The 18,762-nt window shown below is 70.5% G+C and carries 20 protein-coding genes; 13 read left to right on the top strand and 7 right to left on the bottom strand.

Features of this window, described 5'->3' with window-relative positions; all coding sequences use genetic code 11:
• Window positions 1-13: 13 nt before the first annotated feature.
• Complete coding sequence (locus G6N48_RS11065) at window positions 14-763, bottom strand: enoyl-CoA hydratase (protein WP_085267420.1); 750 nt, start codon at window positions 761-763, stop codon at window positions 14-16.
• 43 nt (window positions 764-806) lie between these two features.
• Here G6N48_RS11065 and G6N48_RS11060 point away from each other — a divergent pair, with 43 nt between their 5' ends.
• The gene (locus G6N48_RS11060) at window positions 807-1,076 is read left to right on the top strand and encodes a DUF2277 domain-containing protein (RefSeq protein WP_085267419.1); all 270 of its coding nucleotides are present in this window, start codon (window positions 807-809) and stop codon (window positions 1,074-1,076) included.
• Window positions 1,073-1,642 (top strand): DUF1802 family protein, encoded by a 570-nt coding sequence (locus tag G6N48_RS11055; RefSeq protein ID WP_085267418.1) that lies wholly within the window; start codon window positions 1,073-1,075, stop codon window positions 1,640-1,642. The genes G6N48_RS11060 and G6N48_RS11055 overlap by 4 nt, the downstream gene beginning before the upstream one ends.
• On the opposite strand, the gene G6N48_RS11050 is transcribed toward G6N48_RS11055, so the two are convergent.
• Entirely contained in the window at window positions 1,601-3,316 is a 1,716-nt protein-coding gene (locus G6N48_RS11050; protein ID WP_085267417.1) for a CocE/NonD family hydrolase, read from the bottom strand. The genes G6N48_RS11055 and G6N48_RS11050 overlap by 42 nt on opposite strands.
• Before the next feature lie 20 nt (window positions 3,317-3,336).
• Window positions 3,337-3,921, bottom strand: coding sequence for a DUF3558 domain-containing protein (locus tag G6N48_RS11045; protein ID WP_085267435.1), 585 nt, complete (start codon window positions 3,919-3,921; stop codon window positions 3,337-3,339).
• Window positions 3,922-4,066: 145 nt separating this feature from the next.
• Between G6N48_RS11045 and G6N48_RS11040 the strand changes: the two genes are divergently transcribed.
• The 3 genes from G6N48_RS11040 to truB are packed head-to-tail and all read left to right on the top strand — an operon-like array spanning window position 4,067 to window position 6,635.
• Entirely contained in the window at window positions 4,067-5,044 is a 978-nt protein-coding gene (locus tag G6N48_RS11040; protein ID WP_085267416.1) for a metallophosphoesterase family protein, read from the top strand.
• A complete protein-coding gene (gene pptT / locus G6N48_RS11035; protein ID WP_085267415.1) occupies window positions 5,041-5,733 on the top strand; it encodes a 4'-phosphopantetheinyl transferase PptT in 693 nt (230 codons plus the stop codon). The genes G6N48_RS11040 and pptT overlap by 4 nt, the downstream gene beginning before the upstream one ends.
• Window positions 5,730-6,635 carry a tRNA pseudouridine(55) synthase TruB gene (truB, locus tag G6N48_RS11030; protein WP_085267414.1) on the top strand — a complete coding sequence of 302 codons (906 nt, stop codon included), beginning with the start codon at window positions 5,730-5,732 and terminating at the stop codon, window positions 6,633-6,635. Before pptT ends, truB begins: the two co-directional genes overlap by 4 nt.
• 99 nt (window positions 6,636-6,734) lie before the next feature.
• On the opposite strand, the gene mntR is transcribed toward truB, so the two are convergent.
• Complete coding sequence (mntR, locus tag G6N48_RS11025) at window positions 6,735-7,439, bottom strand: manganese-binding transcriptional regulator MntR (RefSeq protein WP_085267413.1); 705 nt, start codon at window positions 7,437-7,439, stop codon at window positions 6,735-6,737.
• A gap of 92 nt (window positions 7,440-7,531) precedes the next feature.
• Between mntR and G6N48_RS11020 the strand changes: the two genes are divergently transcribed.
• The 5 genes from G6N48_RS11020 (at window position 7,532) to G6N48_RS11000 (ending at window position 13,863) form a co-directional block, all read left to right on the top strand.
• Window positions 7,532-8,506: a bifunctional riboflavin kinase/FAD synthetase gene (locus tag G6N48_RS11020; protein WP_085267412.1), complete on the top strand. Its 975-nt coding sequence runs from the start codon at window positions 7,532-7,534 to the stop codon at window positions 8,504-8,506.
• Between the two features lie 118 nt (window positions 8,507-8,624).
• Window positions 8,625-8,894 carry a 30S ribosomal protein S15 gene (rpsO, locus tag G6N48_RS11015; RefSeq protein WP_085267411.1) on the top strand — a complete coding sequence of 90 codons (270 nt, stop codon included), beginning with the start codon at window positions 8,625-8,627 and terminating at the stop codon, window positions 8,892-8,894.
• 328 nt (window positions 8,895-9,222) lie between these two features.
• Window positions 9,223-11,490 (top strand): polyribonucleotide nucleotidyltransferase, encoded by a 2,268-nt coding sequence (locus G6N48_RS11010; protein WP_085267410.1) that lies wholly within the window; start codon window positions 9,223-9,225, stop codon window positions 11,488-11,490.
• Entirely contained in the window at window positions 11,471-12,838 is a 1,368-nt protein-coding gene (locus G6N48_RS11005) for a M16 family metallopeptidase (protein ID WP_085267434.1), read from the top strand. Before G6N48_RS11010 ends, G6N48_RS11005 begins: the two co-directional genes overlap by 20 nt.
• Window positions 12,839-12,843: 5 nt before the next feature.
• A complete protein-coding gene (locus G6N48_RS11000; RefSeq protein ID WP_085267409.1) occupies window positions 12,844-13,863 on the top strand; it encodes a nitronate monooxygenase in 1,020 nt (339 codons plus the stop codon).
• A gap of 12 nt (window positions 13,864-13,875) precedes the next feature.
• Here G6N48_RS11000 and ald read toward each other — a convergent pair whose 3' ends face one another.
• Window positions 13,876-14,991 (bottom strand): alanine dehydrogenase, encoded by a 1,116-nt coding sequence (gene ald / locus G6N48_RS10995; RefSeq protein ID WP_085267408.1) that lies wholly within the window; start codon window positions 14,989-14,991, stop codon window positions 13,876-13,878.
• Between the two features lie 108 nt (window positions 14,992-15,099).
• Between ald and G6N48_RS10990 the strand changes: the two genes are divergently transcribed.
• On the top strand, window positions 15,100-15,561 hold the full coding sequence (locus G6N48_RS10990; protein ID WP_085267407.1) for an SRPBCC family protein: 462 nt from the start codon (window positions 15,100-15,102) through the stop codon (window positions 15,559-15,561).
• Window positions 15,562-15,586: 25 nt separating this feature from the next.
• Window positions 15,587-16,498: an alpha/beta fold hydrolase gene (locus G6N48_RS10985; RefSeq protein WP_085267406.1), complete on the top strand. Its 912-nt coding sequence runs from the start codon at window positions 15,587-15,589 to the stop codon at window positions 16,496-16,498.
• On the opposite strand, the gene G6N48_RS10980 is transcribed toward G6N48_RS10985, so the two are convergent.
• Together G6N48_RS10980 and G6N48_RS10975 are read right to left on the bottom strand one after the other, a co-directional pair.
• Window positions 16,477-16,989 carry a GNAT family N-acetyltransferase gene (locus tag G6N48_RS10980; RefSeq protein WP_232066595.1) on the bottom strand — a complete coding sequence of 171 codons (513 nt, stop codon included), beginning with the start codon at window positions 16,987-16,989 and terminating at the stop codon, window positions 16,477-16,479. The genes G6N48_RS10985 and G6N48_RS10980 overlap by 22 nt on opposite strands.
• 10 nt (window positions 16,990-16,999) lie before the next feature.
• Complete coding sequence (locus G6N48_RS10975; protein ID WP_085267432.1) at window positions 17,000-17,584, bottom strand: TetR family transcriptional regulator; 585 nt, start codon at window positions 17,582-17,584, stop codon at window positions 17,000-17,002.
• Window positions 17,585-17,730: 146 nt separating this feature from the next.
• On the opposite strand from G6N48_RS10975, the gene G6N48_RS10970 reads away from it, so the two are divergent.
• Window positions 17,731-18,756, top strand: a complete 1,026-nt coding sequence (locus G6N48_RS10970; protein WP_085267405.1) for a Rieske 2Fe-2S domain-containing protein — start codon at window positions 17,731-17,733, stop codon at window positions 18,754-18,756.
• The last annotated feature ends 6 nt before the right edge of the window (window positions 18,757-18,762 follow it).

Below are 18,762 nucleotides of genomic sequence, written 5' to 3'. Positions count from 1 at the left end.
TGGATCTTATTGGTTATCGCACCTGAGCCCGGCCGCGTTGCAGGACGGCCTCGCGGTTGGCGGCGATGTCGTCGCCGGTGGTCCGGAACTGCCGGGCCGCCGTGGCCTCGAGCCACAGCCCGGCGCCGGTCTGGGCCTCGTCGATCCGGTGGTACGACGACAGCAACGCCCGCACCGCCTGCTGGTTGTTGCCGACGATCGACGCCGCCACCTGCCGGGCGGTGCTCATCAGCTGGTCGTGCGGCACCACCTCGGTGACCAGGCCGGCGCGCAGCGCGTCCGCCGCCGAGAGGTAGTCGCCGGTCATGCTCATGCGCCGGGCCATGCCTACGCCCACCTTCTGCGGCAGCCGCACGGTCAGCCCCCAGGTGGGCAGCAGACCCACCCGCGCGTGGGTGTCGGCGAAGCGGGCCCGCTCGGAGGCGATGAGGATGTCGCAGTACAGGGCCAGTTCGAGCCCGCCGGTGACGGCGGCCCCGTTGACGGCGCCGATCACCGGCTTGGTCATCGACGGCCACCGCGGCGAGATGTCCGGCAGCGCCGACTGGCCGCCCAGCTCCTTGAGGTCCAGTCCCGCGCAGAACACCGGGTCGGCGCCGGTGAGGATGACGACGTCGACGCCGTCGTCGGCGTCCGCATCGGCCAGGGCCGCGAAGAACCGGTCCCGCAGCGCCGAGGATAGCGCGTTGCGGGACTGTGGCCGGTTCAGGGTCAGGGTGCGCACCCGCTCGCCGGTCTCGATCAGCAGGATCTCGTCGCTCATCACATCACCGTAAAGGGTCGCCGGCCGCGTTTATCGTGGAGGCATGTGCCGGAACATCACCGAACTGCGGGGCCTGCAGCCCGCGGCCACGGCCGAGGAGATCGCGGCTGCCGCGCGCCAGTACGTGCGCAAGGTCAGCGGCATCACCCACCCGCCGGCCGCGGGGGCCGACGCGTTCGAGGCCGCCGTCGCCGAGGTGACCGAGGCGACGGCGCGGTTGCTCGGCGCGCTGCCGCCGCGGCGACAGCCGCCCAAGACCGTCCCGCCGCTGCGCCGTCCGGAGGTGCTCGCACGCATGTCGGGGTCGAAATGACTTCTGCCGCTGAGGTTTCCGGTACTCCCGCGCTCAAGGAGTGGAGCGCGGTGGTGCACGCGCTGCTGGACGGCCGCCAGCGGGTGCTGCTGCGCAAGGGCGGGATCGGCGAGAAGCGGTTCGAGTTGGCGGCCCGGGAGTTCCTGCTGTTCCCGACGGTCGCGCACAGCCACGCCGAGCGGGTCCGGCCCGAACACCGCGACTTGCTGGCGCCCGCGTCCGGTGACAGCACCGAGGACCACCTGTTGGTGCGCGCCGCCGCCAAAGTCGTTGCCGCTCAGCCCGTCAACCGCCCGGATGGGCTCTCGGCGATCGAGGACCTGCACATCTGGACCGACGAGTCGGTGCGCGCCGACCGGCTCGACTTCCGGCCCAAACACAAGCTGGCCGTACTGGTGGTCTCCGTGATACCGCTGGCCGAGCCGGTGCGCCTGTCGCGGGTACCCGAGTTCGGGGGCTGCACCAGCTGGGTGCAGCTGCCGGTGCGGCCGGAGCTGGGGGCGCCGGTGCTCGACGAGGAGGCGCTAGGCGCGGTCGCCGACCGGGTCCGGGGCGCGGTCGGCTGACAGGTCGGCGGGACCGACGGGAAGCAGCAGCCGCGACGGCCCGTATCGCACGGTGTGGGTGGCCGGCAAGGACTGCCGGCCCGTCAGGATGGGTTCGCCGGTGCCGAGGCTGCGCGCGAAGCGGGGCGACCAGCTGCCGGCGATCAGCAGACGGATGCGCGAGCCGGCCGGGAAGCGGTGGGCGATCCCGTCGAGTTCGACGCGGACGCTTCCGTTCGCCCCTGTCAGCCGGCGGTAGCCGTCGCTGACGTTTCTCGACCGCCCCTTGGCGTCGACCTCGCTGACCCGCGCGAACAGGTCGACGTGGGGGTTGTCCGAGCTGTGGGCCAGCTCGACCACCGGGTTTCCGTACACGCACATGTCGTGGGTGAGGGTGGCGCTGGTGAAGGAGAGCACGTCGTCGCGCAGCGCGAGCGCACTGTCGTCGCGGTAGCCGCCGTCCGCGGACAGCAGCGACCCCCCGATGGTCGGGGTCGGGTCGGCGGGCTCATAGCGGAAGCTGACCGCCGGCGCCGCCGTCAGCTCCGTGGGCGCCGTTTCGCCCAGGTAGCGGCCGGGCCGCAGGTACAGCGCACGCTCGGTGGTGGCGGGCGGCCAGTCCGGCGTCCCGCGCCAGCCCTGCCCCGTCACGTACACGCGGACCCGGCTGGTCCGTGGCGGGGCGGGTGCGCCGGACAGGTGGGTGTCCACCCAGTCCAGCGACTCGCGCGAACAGATCGCCAGCCCGTGGCTGAGCAGCTGGGTGTGCGTCCAGGGGCCGACCGTGAGCGCGGCGTCGACGCCCCGGGCGCGCAGGTGCGCGTACTGCTGCAGCGTCTGCTCCAGGAAGATGTCCTGCCAGCCGCCCAGCAGCAGCACCGGCACCCCCACCCGGTCCAGCGCCTCGCCGAACCGCAGGGAATCCCAGAACGGGTCGTCGCCGTCGGGGTGCTCGACCCACGACTCGAACCACGGGGCCCCGGCGCCCAGCAGTGCGCGCGCCGCGGTGCCCGGCGGCAACTCGAGAGCCGCCCGCGCCACCAGCCGGGGAGCCCGCACCTGCCGCAGCGCGGCCCGCAGCCGCGCCGGGTCCTCCTGATGGGAGACCAGGTCGCTCCAGCCCAGGAAATCGCTGAGCGCGAACGTGCCGGTGCCCCAGACCGAGGCGAAGAAGTCGTGCGGCCCCGCGGTGATCACGGACGCGGCCAGCTCCGGCGGCGGGTCGTGCAGCAGCGCCCACTGGGTGAACCCGAGGTAGGAGACCCCGACGGTGGCGAATCGCCCGGTGAACCACGGCTGCCCGCGCAGCCACTCGACGGTGTCGGCGCCGTCGGCGGCCTCGTTGACCATCGGCTCGAACACCCCGCCGGACCCGAACGTCCCGCGCACGCTCTGCACGACCACGTGGTAGCCGCGCGCCGCGTACGGCCTGGCGTAGACGAGAGCGAACGGAAACCCGCGCCCGTAGGGACTGCGGATCAGCACGGTGCCGGCCGGGCTGGACGTTTCGGGCACGTAGTGGTCGGCCACCAGCTGCACCCCGTCGCGCATGGGCACCGCCACGCGCTCCACCGTGTAATTCGTGGTCGCCGGTCGCAGGCCCAGCACCCGTCCCAGCGCGGCCCCGCCGAGCTGTCCCAGCTTGTCGACGGCTGCCCGCTTGCTGCGCGCAGGCCGGCTTGGCGTCGTGCCCACTTTTCCCAGGTCCCCGGAGCTCAGAACCTGTAGTACGGCGCGAGGTCGTTGGCGCGCTGCAGGTTGGTGGACATGCAGTCGACGTCGGGGTTGGAGTAGACCGTCGAGAAGAACAGCGACTGCTGGATCACGCCGTAGCTGGTCTTGAACGCGACCATGCAGGAGTAGTACCAGTAGCTGTTGTGGTACGTCGGCTTGAGCACCCAGTACTGCGCCGCGCGGTGGCCCTGGATGGTCGTCTCGACGGCGTCGGGGGGCAGGGTCTGGGCGTAGGTGCGCCACACGATGGGCTCGACGGCCACCTGGTAGTTGCCGGCGTCGAAGTGGCAGCGCAGCCCGTCTTCGTGTTCGGGCGGCGTGAAGGCCAGGCCGAGCCGCTGGATGACGTCGAACGGGATGTCCTGGCAGGCGTCGAACGGGCTGGGGTCGGTGGTCGCCACGATCGGGCTCTTCATCGTCGTTTCCAGGGGCTCGGCGGTCGACCGCAGCTCGACCGGGTCGTGTCCGCCGGGCCCCGACGCCGGACCCTGCCAGCCGACGGCGCCGCCGACGACCCCGGCCGCCAGGGCGCCGAGCGCACCCAGCAGGCGCAACTTGGCGAACATCGGCATCTCCTACCCCGCCCCGGGGTACGCGTCGGCGGTTCCTGCCCGGAGTGTACAAGTCGCGTGCGGGCGTCACACCGAAACCCGGGTACTCCCGCGGCAGCGGGGAGGGCTCGCCGCGATCGAGTCGTTAGGGTGGTTGTTCATGGCCGGGCAGCAATCGACGAACGGGGGGCAGCCGACCCCCCAGCCCACGCTGTGGGCGGTTTCCGACCTGCACACCGGGCATCTGGGGAACAAGCCGATCACCGAGTCGCTGCACCCGGCCTCGCCGGAGGACTGGCTGATCGTCGCCGGCGACGTCGCCGAACGCACCGACGAGATCCGCTGGGCGCTCGACACCCTGCGGCGGCGGTTCGCCAAGGTGATCTGGGTGCCCGGCAACCACGAGTTGTGGACCACCAACCGCGACCCGATGCAGATCTTCGGCAAGTCGCGCTACGACTACCTGGTCAACATGTGCGACGAGATGGGCGTGGTGACCCCCGAGCACCCGTTCCCGGTGTGGACCGAGCGCGGCGGCCCGGCCACGATCGTGCCGATGTTCCTGCTCTACGACTACAGCTTCCTGCCCGAGGGCGCGACCAGCAAAGCCGAGGGCCTGGCCATCGCGCGGGAGCGCAACGTCGTGGCCACCGACGAGTTCCTGCTGTCGCCGGAGCCCTACCCGACGCGGGACGCGTGGTGCCGCGAACGGCTCGACATCACCCGGGCGCGGCTCGAGAAGCTGGACTGGATGACGCCGACCGTCCTGGTCAACCACTTCCCGCTGGTCCGCGACCCCTGCGAGGCGCTGTTCTACCCCGAGTTCTCGCTGTGGTGCGGAACCACCAAGACCGCCGACTGGCACACCCGCTACAACGCGGTGTGCTCGGTCTACGGTCACCTGCACATCCCGCGCACCAGCTGGTACGACGACGTGCGCTTCGAGGAAGTGTCGGTGGGTTATCCCCGCGAGTGGCGGCGGCGCAAGCCGTATACGTGGCTGCGGCAGGTGCTGCCGGATCCCCACTATCCGCCGGGCTATCTCAACGAGTTCGGCGGCCACTTCACGATCACCCCCGAGATGCGCCGGCAGGCCGTGCAGTTCCGGGAACGGTTGCGGCAGCGGCAATCACGATGACGGGGCACGCTCTGGTGTCGTCGGTGCTGCCGGCGACCCTGCTCGATTCGGGGGCCGCAGAGCTCGCCTACGCCGAGCTCTATTCGGATCCGCCCGGGCTCGCGCCGCTGCCCGAGGAGGAGCCGCTGATCGCGAAGTCGGTTGCCAAGCGGCGCAACGAGTTCATCACCGCGCGCCACTGCGCCCGGATCGCGCTGGGCGAACTCGGCTTCCCTGCGGCGCCGATCCTCAAGGGCGAGAAGGGCGAACCCCGCTGGCCCGACGGCGTGGTGGGCAGCCTCACCCATTGCACGGGATACCGCGGCGCGGTGGTCGGGCGCGCCGGGGCGGTGCGTTCGGTGGGCATCGATGCCGAACCGCACGACGTGCTGCCGCAGGGTGTGCTGGACGCGATCACCGTCCCCGAGGAGCGCCACGAGCAGGCCACGCTGCCCCAGGGTCTGCACTGGGATCGGATCCTGTTCTGCGCCAAGGAGGCAACGTACAAGGCGTGGTTCCCGCTGACCGGCCGGTGGCTCGGCTTCGAGGACGCCCACATCGTCTTCGACGTCGACGCGGCCGGGGCGACGGGGTCGTTCGTCTCCAAGATCCTGATCGATCCGGAGGCGCTTTGCGGTCCGCCGCTGACCGCGCTGCGGGGACGCTGGTCGGTCGAGCGCGGGCTGGTGCTGACCGCCATCGTGCTGTGAGCGCAACCCCGGCCGGGCCGGCAACTTCTGCGGGGCTGGTCGTCGTCGACAAGCCGGCCGGGCTGACGAGCCACGACGTGGTGGCGCGCTGCCGGCGCATCTTCGCCACCCGCCGGGTGGGACACGCCGGCACGCTGGACCCGATGGCCACCGGCGTGCTGGTGGTCGGCGTCGAACGTGCCACCAAGATCCTCGGCCTGCTGACCGCGGCGTCGAAGTCCTACGCCGCCACCGTGCGGCTCGGCCAGACCACCTCCACCGAGGACGCCGAAGGCGAAGTGCTGCAGACCGTTTCGGCGGCGCACCTCACGCAGGACGGCATCGCGGCCGCGGTTGCGGGGCTGCGCGGCGACATCGCGCAGGTGCCGTCGGCGGTCAGCGCAGTCAAGGTGGACGGCCGGCGCGCCTACCGGTTGGTCCGCGAGGGCCACGCCGTGGAACTGGCCGCCCGGCCGGTCCGCATCGACCGGTTCGAGGTGTTGGCCGTCCGGCCCCACGACGAGCTGGTCGACCTCGACGTGGAGGTGGACTGCTCGTCGGGCACCTACATCCGCGCCCTGGCCCGCGACCTCGGTGCCGCCCTCGGGGTCGGCGGGCATCTGACGGCGTTGCGGCGCACCCGCGTCGGCGACTTCGACCTGGCCGCGGCGCGAACGCTCGATGACCTGGGGGAGCGGCCCGGGCTGAGCTGGACGCTGGACGAGGCGTGCCTGCGGATGTTTCCGCGGCGCGACCTCACCGCCGAAGAGGCCGCCGCGACCGCCAACGGCCGGGCGCTGTCCCCGGCCGGCATCGACGGCGTGTACGCGGCCTGCGACGCCGACGGGCGGGTGGTGGCGCTGCTGCGCGACGAACGCGATCGGACCAGGTCGGTGGTGGTCATCCGCCCGTCGACACTCTAGGCATACGCCGGGGCGGGCCCGTCTCGCGCCGAGCGTGCACTCAACGCGAGAAACCGGCCGAAATGTCGCCGTGACTGCACGCTCGGCGTCAGCGACGGACTAGGCCACCACCCAGATGGCCCTGGCCGCCGGGCTGCCCAGGTCGACGGTGGTCTCGGCACCGTCGCCGGACTCGATGGCCACCGAGATCATGCCGGCGAATTCGCGGCGGGTCAGCACCCGCAGCCGCGAGTCGAGATTGATCCCGACCCCGGCGAAGTAGCGCAGCATCTGCGGGTCGGCGTCGGAGATGCGGGCCACCGTCGCGGTGTCGCCGTCGTCGCAGGCCCACAGCTGGCGGGCCGGCGGCGTGGGCACCTGCCCATCCGACGCCGGGATGGGGTCGCCGTGCGGATCCCGCTGCGGGAAGCCCAGCTTGGCGTCGATGCGCGCCACCAGGCGATCCGACACCGCGTGCTCGAGCACCTCGGCCTCGTCGTGCACCTCGTCCCAGCCATAGCCGAGTTCGTTGACCAGGAACGTTTCCAGCAGCCGGTGCCGGCGCACCATTTCCAGCGCCGCCCGGCGCCCGTCGGCGGTCAGGGTCACCGCGCCGTACTTCTCGTGGTCGACAAGGCCCTGCTCGGCCAGCTTGCGGATCGACTCCGACGCGGTGCTGGCCGACACCCCGATCTTCTCGGCCAGCATTTTGGTGCTGACCTTCGGCGGCGCGCCTTCCGAGGACCACTCCTGGGCGTTCCAGATGGCTTTCAGGTAGTCCTGGCCGACCGCGGTGAGACCGCCACGCTCCTCGTCAGCCCTCACAGTGCAGAAGTCTAGGCAACGCGCGCGCGATCTTGCGTGATCCCTGACGCCGGACCTCCCGGCCGGCCGCTTCGCGCCGTAGGCTTGCGGACGTGCAGCGGTGGCGCGGCCAAGACGAGATTCCCACGGACTGGGGCAGGTGCGTGCTCACCATCGGGGTTTTCGATGGTGTGCACCGTGGCCACGCCGAGATCATCGCCCACGCGGTGAAGGCCGGTCGCGCGCGCGACGTGCCCACGGTGCTGATGACGTTCGACCCGCACCCGATGGAAGTCGTCTACCCGGGCAGCCACCCGGCGCAGCTGACGACGCTGACCCGGCGCGCCGAGCTGGTCGAGGAGCTGGGCATAGACGTCTTTCTGGTGATGCCGTTCACCAGCGATTTCATGAAGCTCACGCCGGACCGCTATGTGCACGAGCTGCTGGTCGAGCACCTGCACGTGGTCGAGGTCGTGGTGGGCGAGAACTTCACCTTCGGCAAGAAGGCGGCCGGCAACGTCGAGACCCTGCGCCGCGCCGGGGAGCGGTTCGGGTTCGCGGTCGAGTCGATGTCGCTGCTGACCGAGCACCTCAGCAACGAGACGGTGACGTACTCCTCGACCTACATCCGGTCGTGCGTGGACGCCGGGGACGTGGTGGCGGCCATGGAGGCACTCGGCCGTCCGCACCGCGTCGAGGGCGTCGTCGTCCGCGGTCACGGCCGAGGCGCCGAGCTGGGCTTTCCCACCGCCAACGTGGCCCCGCCGATGTATTCGGCGATCCCCGCCGACGGGGTGTACGCCGCCTGGTTCACCGTCCTCGGGCACGGCCCGGTGACCGGCACCGTGGTGCCCGGGGAGCGCTACCAAGCCGCGGTCTCCGTCGGCACCAACCCGACGTTCTCCGGGCGCACCCGCACCGTCGAGGCGTTCGTCCTGGACACCGACGCCGACCTCTACGGACAGCATGTGGCGCTGGACTTCGTCGCCCGCATCCGCGGGCAGCGCAAGTTCGACACGGTCAAAGACCTGATCGACAAGATGGGCAAGGACACCGACAAGGCGCGGGCCCTGCTGGACGCCGATTAGACGAATCCGGCCGTTGGGTGCTCTGCTGCTAAACTTTGCGACGACATCGGCGCGTGCTGCGGTTCGCGGTGGCCGCGCCGTGATTCTTGTTCGCGGACCATTGGATGGAGATAGTTTCGTGGCGCTTACTGCCGAGCAGAAAAAAGAGATCCTGGGCACCTACGGCCTGCACGACACCGACACCGGGTCCCCGGAGGCCCAGGTGGCGCTGCTGACCAAGCGGATCGCCGACCTCACCGAGCACCTCAAGGTGCACAAGCACGACCACCACTCGCGCCGCGGCCTGCTGCTGCTGGTCGGGCGCCGCCGCCGGCTGCTCAAGTACGTGGCGCAGATCGACGTGGCGCGCTACCGCGCGCTGGTCGAGCGCCTGGGCCTGCGCCGCTGACCTGGGCGGCGTCCGCCGCGATATTCGGCAGGCCCGCTGGCGGCCGTTGTTTCCCCGTGTAGAGTGAGGGCGTTCTGGGCCGTTTCGGCCTGGGCAAACGGTGCGGACACGCAGATCCGCGTGTGCCGTTCCAGCGTGTCACTACGCACCTCCGAGAGAGCAGCCCAGTCTGCATCGGGCGGTCTTCGGTAGTGGCTGCCGGGCTCTCCGGATCTGGGGCAGGTCGGCCGCTTCGATCGATGGCCGTAGCCGTATTCAGACTTCCGCTCTCCGGACTCTGCATTGACGCGCGAAAAAGCCGAATACCAGAGAGGCAGTACGGACACCTATGTCTGTAGCTGAAATCGAACAGGGCGTGTTCGAGGCGACCGCCACCATCGACAACGGGAGTTTCGGCTCCCGCACCATCCGCTTTGAGACCGGCCGGCTGGCCCAGCAGGCCGCCGGCGCCGTCGTCGCCTACCTCGACGACGAGAACATGCTGTTGTCGGCGACCACCGCCAGCAAGAGCCCCAAGGAGCACTTCGACTTCTTCCCGCTGACCATCGACGTCGAGGAGCGGATGTACGCCGCGGGCCGCATCCCGGGCTCGTTCTTCCGCCGCGAGGGCCGCCCCTCCACCGACGCCATCCTGACCTGCCGGCTGATCGACCGCCCGCTGCGGCCATCGTTCGTCAGTGGGCTGCGCAACGAGATCCAGGTCGTCGTGACGATCCTCAGCCTGGACCCCAACGACCTCTACGACGTGCTGGCCATCAACGCGGCGTCGGCGTCCACCCAGATCTCCGGCCTGCCGTTCTCCGGTCCCGTCGGGGGTGTCCGGGTGGCGCTCATCGACGGAACGTGGGTCGCGTTCCCCACCGTCGAGCAGCTCGAGCGGGCGGTGTTCGACATGGTGGTCGCGGGCCGGATAGTCGGCGACGACCAGCAGGACGTCGCGATCATGATGGTCGAGGCCGAGGCCACCGAAAAGCTCATCGAGCTGGTCGAGGGCGGCGCCCAGGCGCCGACGGAAACCGTTGTGGCGCAAGGCCTGGAGGCCGCCAAGCCGTTCATCGCCGCGCTGTGCACCGCGCAGCAGGAGCTGGCCGACGCGGCCGCCAAACCCACCGGCGAGTACCCGGTGTTCCCGGATTACGCCGACGACGTCTACTACTCGGTGTCCTCGGTGGCCACCGAGGAGCTGGCCAAGGCGCTGACCATCGGCGGCAAGGCCGAGCGCGACGCGCGCATCGACGAGCTCAAGGCCGAGGTCCTCGAGCGGTTGGCCGGCACCTATGAGGGTCGGGAGAAAGAGGTCAGCGCCGCGTTCCGCTCGCTGACCAAGAAGCTGGTCCGCCAGCGCATCCTGACCGACCACTTCCGCATCGACGGCCGTGGCATCACCGACATCCGCGCGCTGTCGGCCGAGGTGTCCGTGGTGCCGCGGGCGCACGGCAGCGCCCTGTTCGAGCGCGGCGAGACGCAGATCCTGGGCGTCACCACGCTCGACATGGTCAAGATGGCCCAGCAGATCGACTCGCTGGGGCCGGAAACGTCCAAGCGGTACATGCACCACTACAACTTCCCGCCGTTCTCCACCGGCGAGACCGGCCGGGTCGGCTCGCCCAAGCGGCGCGAGATCGGGCACGGCGCGCTGGCCGAGCGGGCCCTGATTCCCGTGCTGCCCAGCGTCGAGGAGTTCCCCTACGCCATTCGGCAGGTGTCCGAAGCACTGGGCTCCAACGGTTCGACCTCGATGGGGTCGGTGTGCGCGTCCACGCTGGCGCTGCTCAACGCCGGGGTGCCGCTGAAGGCGCCGGTGGCCGGCATCGCGATGGGCCTGGTCTCCGACGACATCGAAGTGGACGGCAAGACCGAGCGCCGCTTCGTCACCCTGACCGACATCCTGGGCGCCGAGGACGCGTTCGGCGACATGGACTTCAAGTGCGCCGGCACCAAGGACTACGTCACCGCGCTGCAGCTGGACACCAAGCTCGACGGGATCCCGTCGCAGGTGCTGGCGGGCGCTCTGGCCCAGGCCAAGGACGCGCGGCTGACCATCCTCGAGGTGATGGCCGAGGCCATCGACGGTCCCGACGAGATGAGCCCGTACGCGCCCCGGGTGACCACCATCAAGGTCCCGGTCGACAAGATCGGCGAGGTCATCGGCCCCAAGGGCAAGGTGATCAACGCGATCACCGAGGAGACCGGCGCGCAGATCTCCATCGAGGACGACGGCACCGTGTTCGTCGGGGCGACCGACGGGCCCTCGGCGCAGGCCGCGATCGACCGGATCAACGCCATCGCCAACCCGCAGCTGCCGACTGTCGGCGAGCGGTTCCTCGGAACCGTGGTCAAGACAACCGATTTCGGCGCGTTCGTGTCGCTGCTGCCCGGGCGTGACGGCCTGGTGCACATCTCCAAGCTCGGCCGTGGCAAGCGGATCGCGAAGGTCGAGGACGTGGTGAACGTCGGCGACAAGCTGCGGGTGGAGATCGCCGACATCGACAAGCGGGGCAAGATCTCGCTGGTGCTGGTGGCCGAAGACGACGGGGCCGAGAATGGGGCCGCCCCTGCTGACCCCGCCCCCGCCGATGCCGCCAGCTCAGTCTAGGAAGTCGGCAGCCGACCCCGCGTTGCGGCGGGGCACGCACGTCGCCGCGGCGAAACCCGAACGCCAGGCCGCACTGCGGCGCACCACATTGCCGGGCGGCCTGCGGGTGGTGACCGAGTACCTGCCCTCGGTCCGTTCCGCGTCGGTCGGCGTGTGGGTCGGTGTCGGCTCGCGCGACGAGGGCGGCACCGTGGCCGGTGCGGCCCACTTTCTCGAGCATCTGCTGTTCAAGTCGACGCCCACCCGCACGGCCGTCGACATCGCGCAGGCGATGGACGCCGTGGGCGGGGAGCTCAACGCGTTCACCGCCAAAGAGCACACCTGCTACTACGCGCACGTGCTCGACAGCGATCTCGCACTGGCCGTCGACCTGGTGGCCGACGTGGTGCTCAACGGCCGCTGCGCCGCCGACGACGTCGAGCTGGAACGCGATGTCGTCCTCGAGGAGATCGCGATGCGCGACGACGACCCGGAGGACGCGCTGGGGGACCTGTTCCTGACGGCGATGTTCGGCGACCACCCGGTGGGCCGTCCGGTGATCGGCACGGCGCAATCGGTGTCGTCGATGACCCGCAACCAGCTGCGCTCGTTCCACGTGCGGCGCTATACGCCGGAGCGGATGGTGGTGGCGGTGGCCGGCAACGTCGACCACGGCGAGGTTCTGGCGTTGGTGCGCGAGCACTTCGGGCCGCGGCTGGTCCGCGGGCGCCATCCGCTGGCCCCGCGCAAAGGCGCCGGGCGGGTGGCCGGCCGGCCTGGGCTGACCCTGAGCAAGCGCGACGCCGAGCAGACCCACATGTCGCTGGGTGTCCGCACGCCCGGGCGCGGCTGGCGGCACCGCTGGGCGTTGTCGGTGCTGCACACCGCGCTGGGCGGCGGCCTGAGTTCGCGGCTGTTCCAGGAGGTTCGCGAGTTGCGTGGCCTCGCCTACTCGGTGTACTCGACGGTGGACGTCTTCGCCGACACCGGCGCGCTGTCGGTGTATGCCGCCTGCCAGCCCGAGCGGTTCGCCGACGTCATGGCGGTGACCTCCGGCGTGCTGGACGCGGTGGCGCGCGACGGCATCACCGAGGCGGAATGCCGAATCGCCAAGGGGTCGTTGCGCGGCGGGCTCGTCCTGGGCCTGGAGGACTCGGGCTCCCGGATGAGCCGGCTGGGACGCAACGAATTGAACTACGGCAGACATCGCAGCATCGAGCAAACGCTGGCCAAGATCGACGCGGTGACCGTCGACGAGGTCAACGCGGTGGCGCGCAAGCTGCTGACGCAGCGATACGCCGCCGCCGTCCTGGGCCCCTACGCTTCGAAACGCTCGCTGCCCCAACAACTTCGGGCGATGGTAGATTAGCTCAGATGGTACTGGGCTTTTGGGACATCGCGGTGCCCATCGTCGGCGCGCCGATGGCCGGTGGACCCGGCACCCCGGCGCTGGCGGCGGCGGTCTCGAACGCCGGCGGCCTCGGTTTCCTCTCCGCCGGGCACATCAGCGCCGACCGGTTCGCCGAGGACATCGCCGCCGCGCGCGCGCTGACCACCGGCCCCCTGGGGGTCAACCTGCATGTGCCCCAACCCAGTGTCGCCGACTGGATCGCGCTGGACTACTACGCCGAAGAGCTCATGAACATCGCCGAGTTCTACCAGGTCGAGGTCGGGCGGCCCGAGCACGGCGACGACGACGACTGGGAGCGCAAGCTCGAGGTGGTGGCCGACGTCCGCCCGGAGCTGGTGTCGTTCACCTTCGGCGTCCCGCCGCCCGAGGTGATCGGGCGGCTCGGCGCGCTGGGCCTGCTGGTGATGGTGACCGTGACGTCGGCCTACGAGGCCGGGGTGGCCATCGCCGCGGGCGCGGACAGCCTGATCGTGCAGGGGCCCGAAGCCGGCGGCCACCGCGGCACCTTCGCACCGGACATGGAACCCGGTACCGAATCGCTGCACCAGCTGCTGGCCCGGATCCGCAGCGCGCACCGCGACGTCGCCCTCGTCGCGGCCGGCGGCCTGGGCACCGCCGAGGACGTCGCCGCCGTGCTGAACCGGGGAGCGGTGGCCGCCCAGGTGGGCACCGCGCTGCTGCTCAGCGACGAGGCCGGCACCAACGTCGCGCAGCGCACGGCGATGAAGAACCCGCTGTTCGCGAACACCATCGTCACGCGAGCCTTCTCCGGCCGGTACGCGCGCAGCCTGGAGAATGAATTCACCCGCATGCTCGACACCGTGGCCCCGCTGGGCTACCCCGAGGTGCACCAGATGACCTGGCCGATAAGGGAAGCCGCGGCCGCCGTGGAGGACCCCAACGGGATGACCCTGTGGGCGGGGACGTCCTACCGGCAGGCCCGCACCGGGCCGGTGGCCGACATCATCGCCGGCCTCACCTAGCCCTCAGGGCCCTCAGGACAGCAGCTCCGCCGGATCGGTGAACGGCAGCCCCAGGTCGGCGGCCACCCGCTCGGACACCAGCGCGCCGTCGTGCGTCGAAAGCCCCTTGGCCAAGGCGGGATCCGACCGGCACGCCGCTCGCCAGCCGTGGTCGGCGAGCCTGATCGCATACGGCATGGTCGCGTTGGTCAGCGCCACGGTGGACGTCTTGGGCACCGCGCTGGGCATGTTCGCCACGCAGTAGAACACCGTGCCGTGCACGCCGAACGTCGGCTCGTCGTGGGTGGTCGGCCGGGAATCCTCGAAGCAGCCGCCCTGGTCGATCGAGATGTCCACCAGCACCGCGCCGTTCTTCATCTGCTCGACAAGGGAGTTCGAGATCAGCCTGGGGGCTTTCCCGCCCGGCACCAGGACGGCGCCGATCACCAGGTCGGCGCGCTTGACGGTGCCTTCCAGGTCGTACGCCGACGAATAGCGCGTGCGGACCCGGCCACCGAACTCCGCGTCGAGCAGCCGCAGCTTGTTGATGTTGACGTCGAGCACCGTGACGTTGGCGCCCATGCCGCCGGCGACCCGCGCGGCGTTGTAGCCGGCCGTGCCGGCGCCCACCACCACGACGTCGGCGGGCTTCACCCCCGGCACACCGCCCATCAGCACGCCGCGCCCGCCGTGCGTCCGCATCAGGTGATAGGCCCCGACTTGCGCGGAGAGCCGGCCGGCGACCTCGCTCATCGGGGCCAGCAACGGGAGCGTCCCGTCGGCAACCTGGACGGTCTCGTAGGCGATAGACGTTGCGCCGGAGGACAACAGCGCCTCGGTGCACGCCCGCGAAGCGGCCAGGTGCAGATAGGTGAAGACGGTCTGGCCGCGCCGCAGCAGCCCGTACTCGGCCGGCAGCGGTTCTTTGACTTTGAGCACCAGTTCGGCGTCGCCCCAGACCTGGGCGGCCGAGCTGGTCAGCTCGGCACCGGCCGCCTTGAACTCCTCGTCGGAGATGGCCGAGCCTTCCCCGGCGCCGGCCTGCACGAGCACGTCGTGGCCGTGCCGGGACAACTCGGCGACGCCCGCCGGGGTGATGGCCACTCTGAACTCGTTGTTCTTGGTCTCGGTCGGTACGCCGACTCGCATGGTGGCCCCTCGCTGTGCGGATTCACCTCAAGTGTGGAGAAGTTTCAGATGGGCCGCAATCGAGGCGGGAGCGGTCAGGAGGGTCGATCCGGGACCTATGATCGGCGGATGACTGATCCGTGCGCGTCGGCCACCGTGCAGATCGACGCCCGCCCCGATGTGGTGTACCGGCTGCTCACCGACCTGCCCACCCTGGCGTCGCTGGCCGAGGAGGCGGTGGCGATGCGGTGGCGCAAGGGCGACGCGGTCCGCCCGGGCGCGGTGTTCGCCGGCCGCAACGAGAACGGCCACCGGAGTTGGACCACCAAGTGCACCGTCACCGACGCCGAGCCGGGCCGCCTCTTCGCCTTCGAGGTGACCCACACCGTGCTGCCGATCGCGCGCTGGCAGTACGACATCGTTGCCGACGACGCCGGCTGCCGGGTCACCGAAAGCACCTGGGACCGCAGGCCCAACTGGTTCCGCAAGCTCGCCGGCATGGCCACCGGCGTCCCCGACCGGGCGGCCGCCAACGCCGAGCACATCCGCCTGACGCTGCAGCGGCTCAAGCACCGCGCCGAGGCGGAGTAGAGGCTGCGATGCCCAGCGCCCAGCGATGACCGTCACCTCGCACGTCACCGCCACCGACGGCGTCACCCTCGCCGTCCACCGCTATACCGACATCGACGCCGGACGCCCCACCATCCTTGCCGTGCATGGCTTTCCGGACAACCACCACGTGTGGGACCCGGTGGCCGGCGAGCTTGCCGCGCACTACGCCGGCCGCTACAACGTCGTCGCCTACGACGTGCGCGGCGCCGGTGAGTCTTCGTCTCCCGCGACGCGTTCGGGGTACGCCTTCGCGCAGCTCATCGCCGACCTCGGCGCGGTCGTCGACAGCCTGGGCGTCTCGCAAGTCCATCTGCTCGGCCACGACTGGGGTTCCATCGCGACCTGGGCCGCCGTCACCGACGAGTCGGTGATGGGCAGGTTCGCCTCCTTCACGTCGATCTCGGGCCCGCACCTGCGCTACGCCGGCGCGTTCCTACGCTCGGCGCGCACGCCCCTGGCGCTCGCCCGGGTCGCCGGGCAGCTGCTGGCGTCCTCCTACATCGCATTCTTCCTGTGCCCGCTGCTGCCCGAGTTGGCGTTCCGCTCCCGGGTGGGTGTGAAAGTCGTTGAGGCGACGGCGCTTATCGGTGGTCGCGGGCAGGGCCCGAAGGCGCCGCGGTCGCTGAGCGACTACCTCAACGGGCTCGGCCTGTATCGGGCGAACATGCCGGCGCCGATGCTGTCGCCGGGGCGGCAGCTCCCGAAAACCACTGTGCCGGTGCAGGTTCTGGTGCCACGCTGGGACATCTTCGTCACGCCCGCCCTGCAGAGGTTCACCGGCGCCATCCCCGACGGCGGCAGGGTGGTCCCGATCGGGGGCGGCCACTGGGTGGTGGCTGCGCAACCCGGCGTCATCGCCCGGCTGACCGCCGAATGGGTGGACCGCAACGCCGGTCAGGCGCGCTTGAGTCGATAGCCCAGGTGCGGCACCCGTACCCAGGGCAGCGGCTCCCAGTCGAGCGTGCGCCCGTCGGCGCGAAAGTCGTTCTTCTCATAAAAGCGGCGGCCCTTGGTGTTGATCTCCGCGCACCACAGGATCACGTCAGCGGCGGGGTTCGCGCACACGGCCTGCCGCAGCAGCAGGGCGCCGACGCCGTGCCGCTGGTGGCGTTCGTCGACGTAGAGCGAGTCGATCTGCACGTGTTCGGGATGCGCGGAGTCCGGCCCGAACAGGACCATGCCGAGCGTCGCAACGCCGGCCTCGGCGATCCACATGCTCCAGCCGCGGCGGCTGAGCATCTCCGGGTAGACGACGTCGGCCCAGCGTTGCGCCGGGCCGAGCAGATCGAGCAGGTGCGGCGACACGATCCCCTCCCAGGACCGCCGCCACACGGGATAGTGCATCGCGGCCACCTCAGCGAAATCGGCCGGCTCGGCCCGCCGGACTCTGACGTCGCTGTTGCTCACACCGTCAAGGCTAAAGACCTGGCGGCCGCGACTGTTCCAGGTAGGCGGCCAGGGCGTTGGTGAGGCCGCGCCGCGCCACGTCGAGGTCGGCGTAGGAGCCCAGCTGGCGCTCGGAGACCAGGCCGCGCATCGCGCCAGGGATGAGCGTGGCCACCTCACGCACCCGTTCCGGGTCGACATCGAGGCCGGCGAAGGCGTTCTGGCACGTCTCGAGCCAGCTTCTGCCCCAGGAGAACAGCTCCGCGGCGGTGCGCGGGTAGAGGCGCTCGAGCTCGCCGGGGTCGCGCGGCAGGGCGGCCCGCAGGTTCTCGATAGCGCGGGAATCCGGCGAGGCCAGCCCGCTGTAAAGGGTGTCGACGATGGCGCCCACGCGCTCGCGCAGGGGGGCGTCCGGCGAGACCGGCGTCGACAGGCTCGAGAACGTCGCGGCGCGGCGCTCGGCCGTGCGGTGCAGCACCGCGGCCCAAAAGCCGTCCGTATCGCCGAACTGGTACTGCACGGCGCCCCAGGTCGCCCCGATGTCCTTGGCGATGCGGTTGGCCGACACCGAGCCCGGCTCGCCGGACGCGAGCGACTTCAGCGCGGCTTCGAGCATGCTCTCGCGCGTGGCGTGGCCGCGCCGATTGGGGCGCCGGCCGGCGACCTCGGTCCCGGTCACGAGCCGAGCCTACCATTTTCATAGAGGGGACTGTGATCTTCGCCCGATGCCGCCTATCATTCCTACGCAAGGAGGGTTCCCACATGGCTAAGCCGCCGTTGTCGATGAAACCGACCGGATGGTTTCAGGTCGCCTGGTCCGACGAGATCGGTGTCGGCGACGTCCACACGATGAAGTACTTCGATCAGGAGATGGTGGCCTGGCGGACCGAGTCCGGCCGGATTTCCGTCATGAACGCCTACTGCGAACACCTGGGGGCGCACCTGGGTTACGGCGGCAAGGTCGTCGGCGAGGTGCTGCAGTGCCCCTTCCACGGCTGGCAGTGGAACGAGGGGGGACGCAACGTCTGCATTCCCTACCAGGACCGCCCCAACCGGGGCAGGCGGATCCGCACCTATCCGGTGGTGGAGCGCAACGAGTCGGTCTACATCTGGCACGACCTGCAGGGGCGCGAGCCGTTCTTCGAGCCACCCGACGTGTTCGCCGCGTTCGGGGACGACGGCGGCGCCGCCGGCTACTACCCGCAGCAACGGTTGTTTCGGCAGGGGCTGGAACTGCACCCGCAGTACGTGCTCGAGAACGGGGTCGACTTCGCGCATTTCAAGTTCGTGCACGACACCCCGATCGTGCCCGTCTTCACCCGCCACGACTTCGCCGGCGCGGTCTCCTACGTCGACTTCACCATCACGTTCTCCGGCGACGACGGCCAGCGGATCGAGGATGTCAACAGCGGCGTACAGGCCATCAACGGCGGCCTGGGAATCGCGGTGACCAAGAGCTGGGGGATGGTCGACAACCGCACCATCTCCGCGGTCACCCCGGTGGACGAGCGCACCTCCGACGTCCGCTTCATGGTCTACATCGGCCGGATGCCCGGCAAGGATCCGGCGCGCGCCGAACGCAAGGGGTGTGAATTCGGGCAGGAGGTGATCCGGCAATTCACCCAGGACATCGAGATCTGGCAACACCAGCGCTACTCCGACCCGCCCGCGCTGGCCGCCGCCGAGTACGAAGGCTTCACCGCGATCCGCAACTGGGCCAAGCAGTTCTACCCCGACGGCCTCGGCGGCAGCGCCGCCGAAGTGTACGCAGCAACCCGGAAAGGCTGAACACCC

This window comes from Mycobacterium parmense, assembly GCF_010730575.1.
Lineage (GTDB): Bacteria > Actinomycetota > Actinomycetes > Mycobacteriales > Mycobacteriaceae > Mycobacterium > Mycobacterium parmense.
Note: the sequence above shows the minus strand (reverse complement) of the source record. Positions and strands in the feature narration are given on the sequence as shown.

Excerpts from the sequence above, each read along its gene's own strand:
- G6N48_RS11060 (WP_085267419.1), top strand. The coding sequence starts at position 807 with ATGTGCCGGAACATCACCGAACTGCGGGGCCTGCAGCCCGCGGCCACG.
- G6N48_RS11040 (WP_085267416.1), top strand. The coding sequence starts at position 4,067 with ATGGCCGGGCAGCAATCGACGAACGGGGGGCAGCCGACCCCCCAGCCC.
- G6N48_RS10975 (WP_085267432.1), bottom strand. The coding sequence starts at position 17,584 with ATGCTCGAAGCCGCGCTGAAGTCGCTCGCGTCCGGCGAGCCGGGCTCG.
- G6N48_RS11055 (WP_085267418.1), top strand. The coding sequence starts at position 1,073 with ATGACTTCTGCCGCTGAGGTTTCCGGTACTCCCGCGCTCAAGGAGTGG.
- G6N48_RS11010 (WP_085267410.1), top strand. The coding sequence starts at position 9,223 with ATGTCTGTAGCTGAAATCGAACAGGGCGTGTTCGAGGCGACCGCCACC.
- pptT (WP_085267415.1), top strand. The coding sequence starts at position 5,041 with ATGACGGGGCACGCTCTGGTGTCGTCGGTGCTGCCGGCGACCCTGCTC.
- G6N48_RS10985 (WP_085267406.1), top strand. The coding sequence starts at position 15,587 with ATGACCGTCACCTCGCACGTCACCGCCACCGACGGCGTCACCCTCGCC.
- ald (WP_085267408.1), bottom strand. The coding sequence starts at position 14,991 with ATGCGAGTCGGCGTACCGACCGAGACCAAGAACAACGAGTTCAGAGTG.
- G6N48_RS10970 (WP_085267405.1), top strand. The coding sequence starts at position 17,731 with ATGGCTAAGCCGCCGTTGTCGATGAAACCGACCGGATGGTTTCAGGTC.
- G6N48_RS11005 (WP_085267434.1), top strand. The coding sequence starts at position 11,471 with ATGCCGCCAGCTCAGTCTAGGAAGTCGGCAGCCGACCCCGCGTTGCGG.
- G6N48_RS10990 (WP_085267407.1), top strand. The coding sequence starts at position 15,100 with ATGACTGATCCGTGCGCGTCGGCCACCGTGCAGATCGACGCCCGCCCC.
- G6N48_RS11065 (WP_085267420.1), bottom strand. The coding sequence starts at position 763 with ATGAGCGACGAGATCCTGCTGATCGAGACCGGCGAGCGGGTGCGCACC.
- G6N48_RS11045 (WP_085267435.1), bottom strand. The coding sequence starts at position 3,921 with ATGTTCGCCAAGTTGCGCCTGCTGGGTGCGCTCGGCGCCCTGGCGGCC.
- G6N48_RS11000 (WP_085267409.1), top strand. The coding sequence starts at position 12,844 with ATGGTACTGGGCTTTTGGGACATCGCGGTGCCCATCGTCGGCGCGCCG.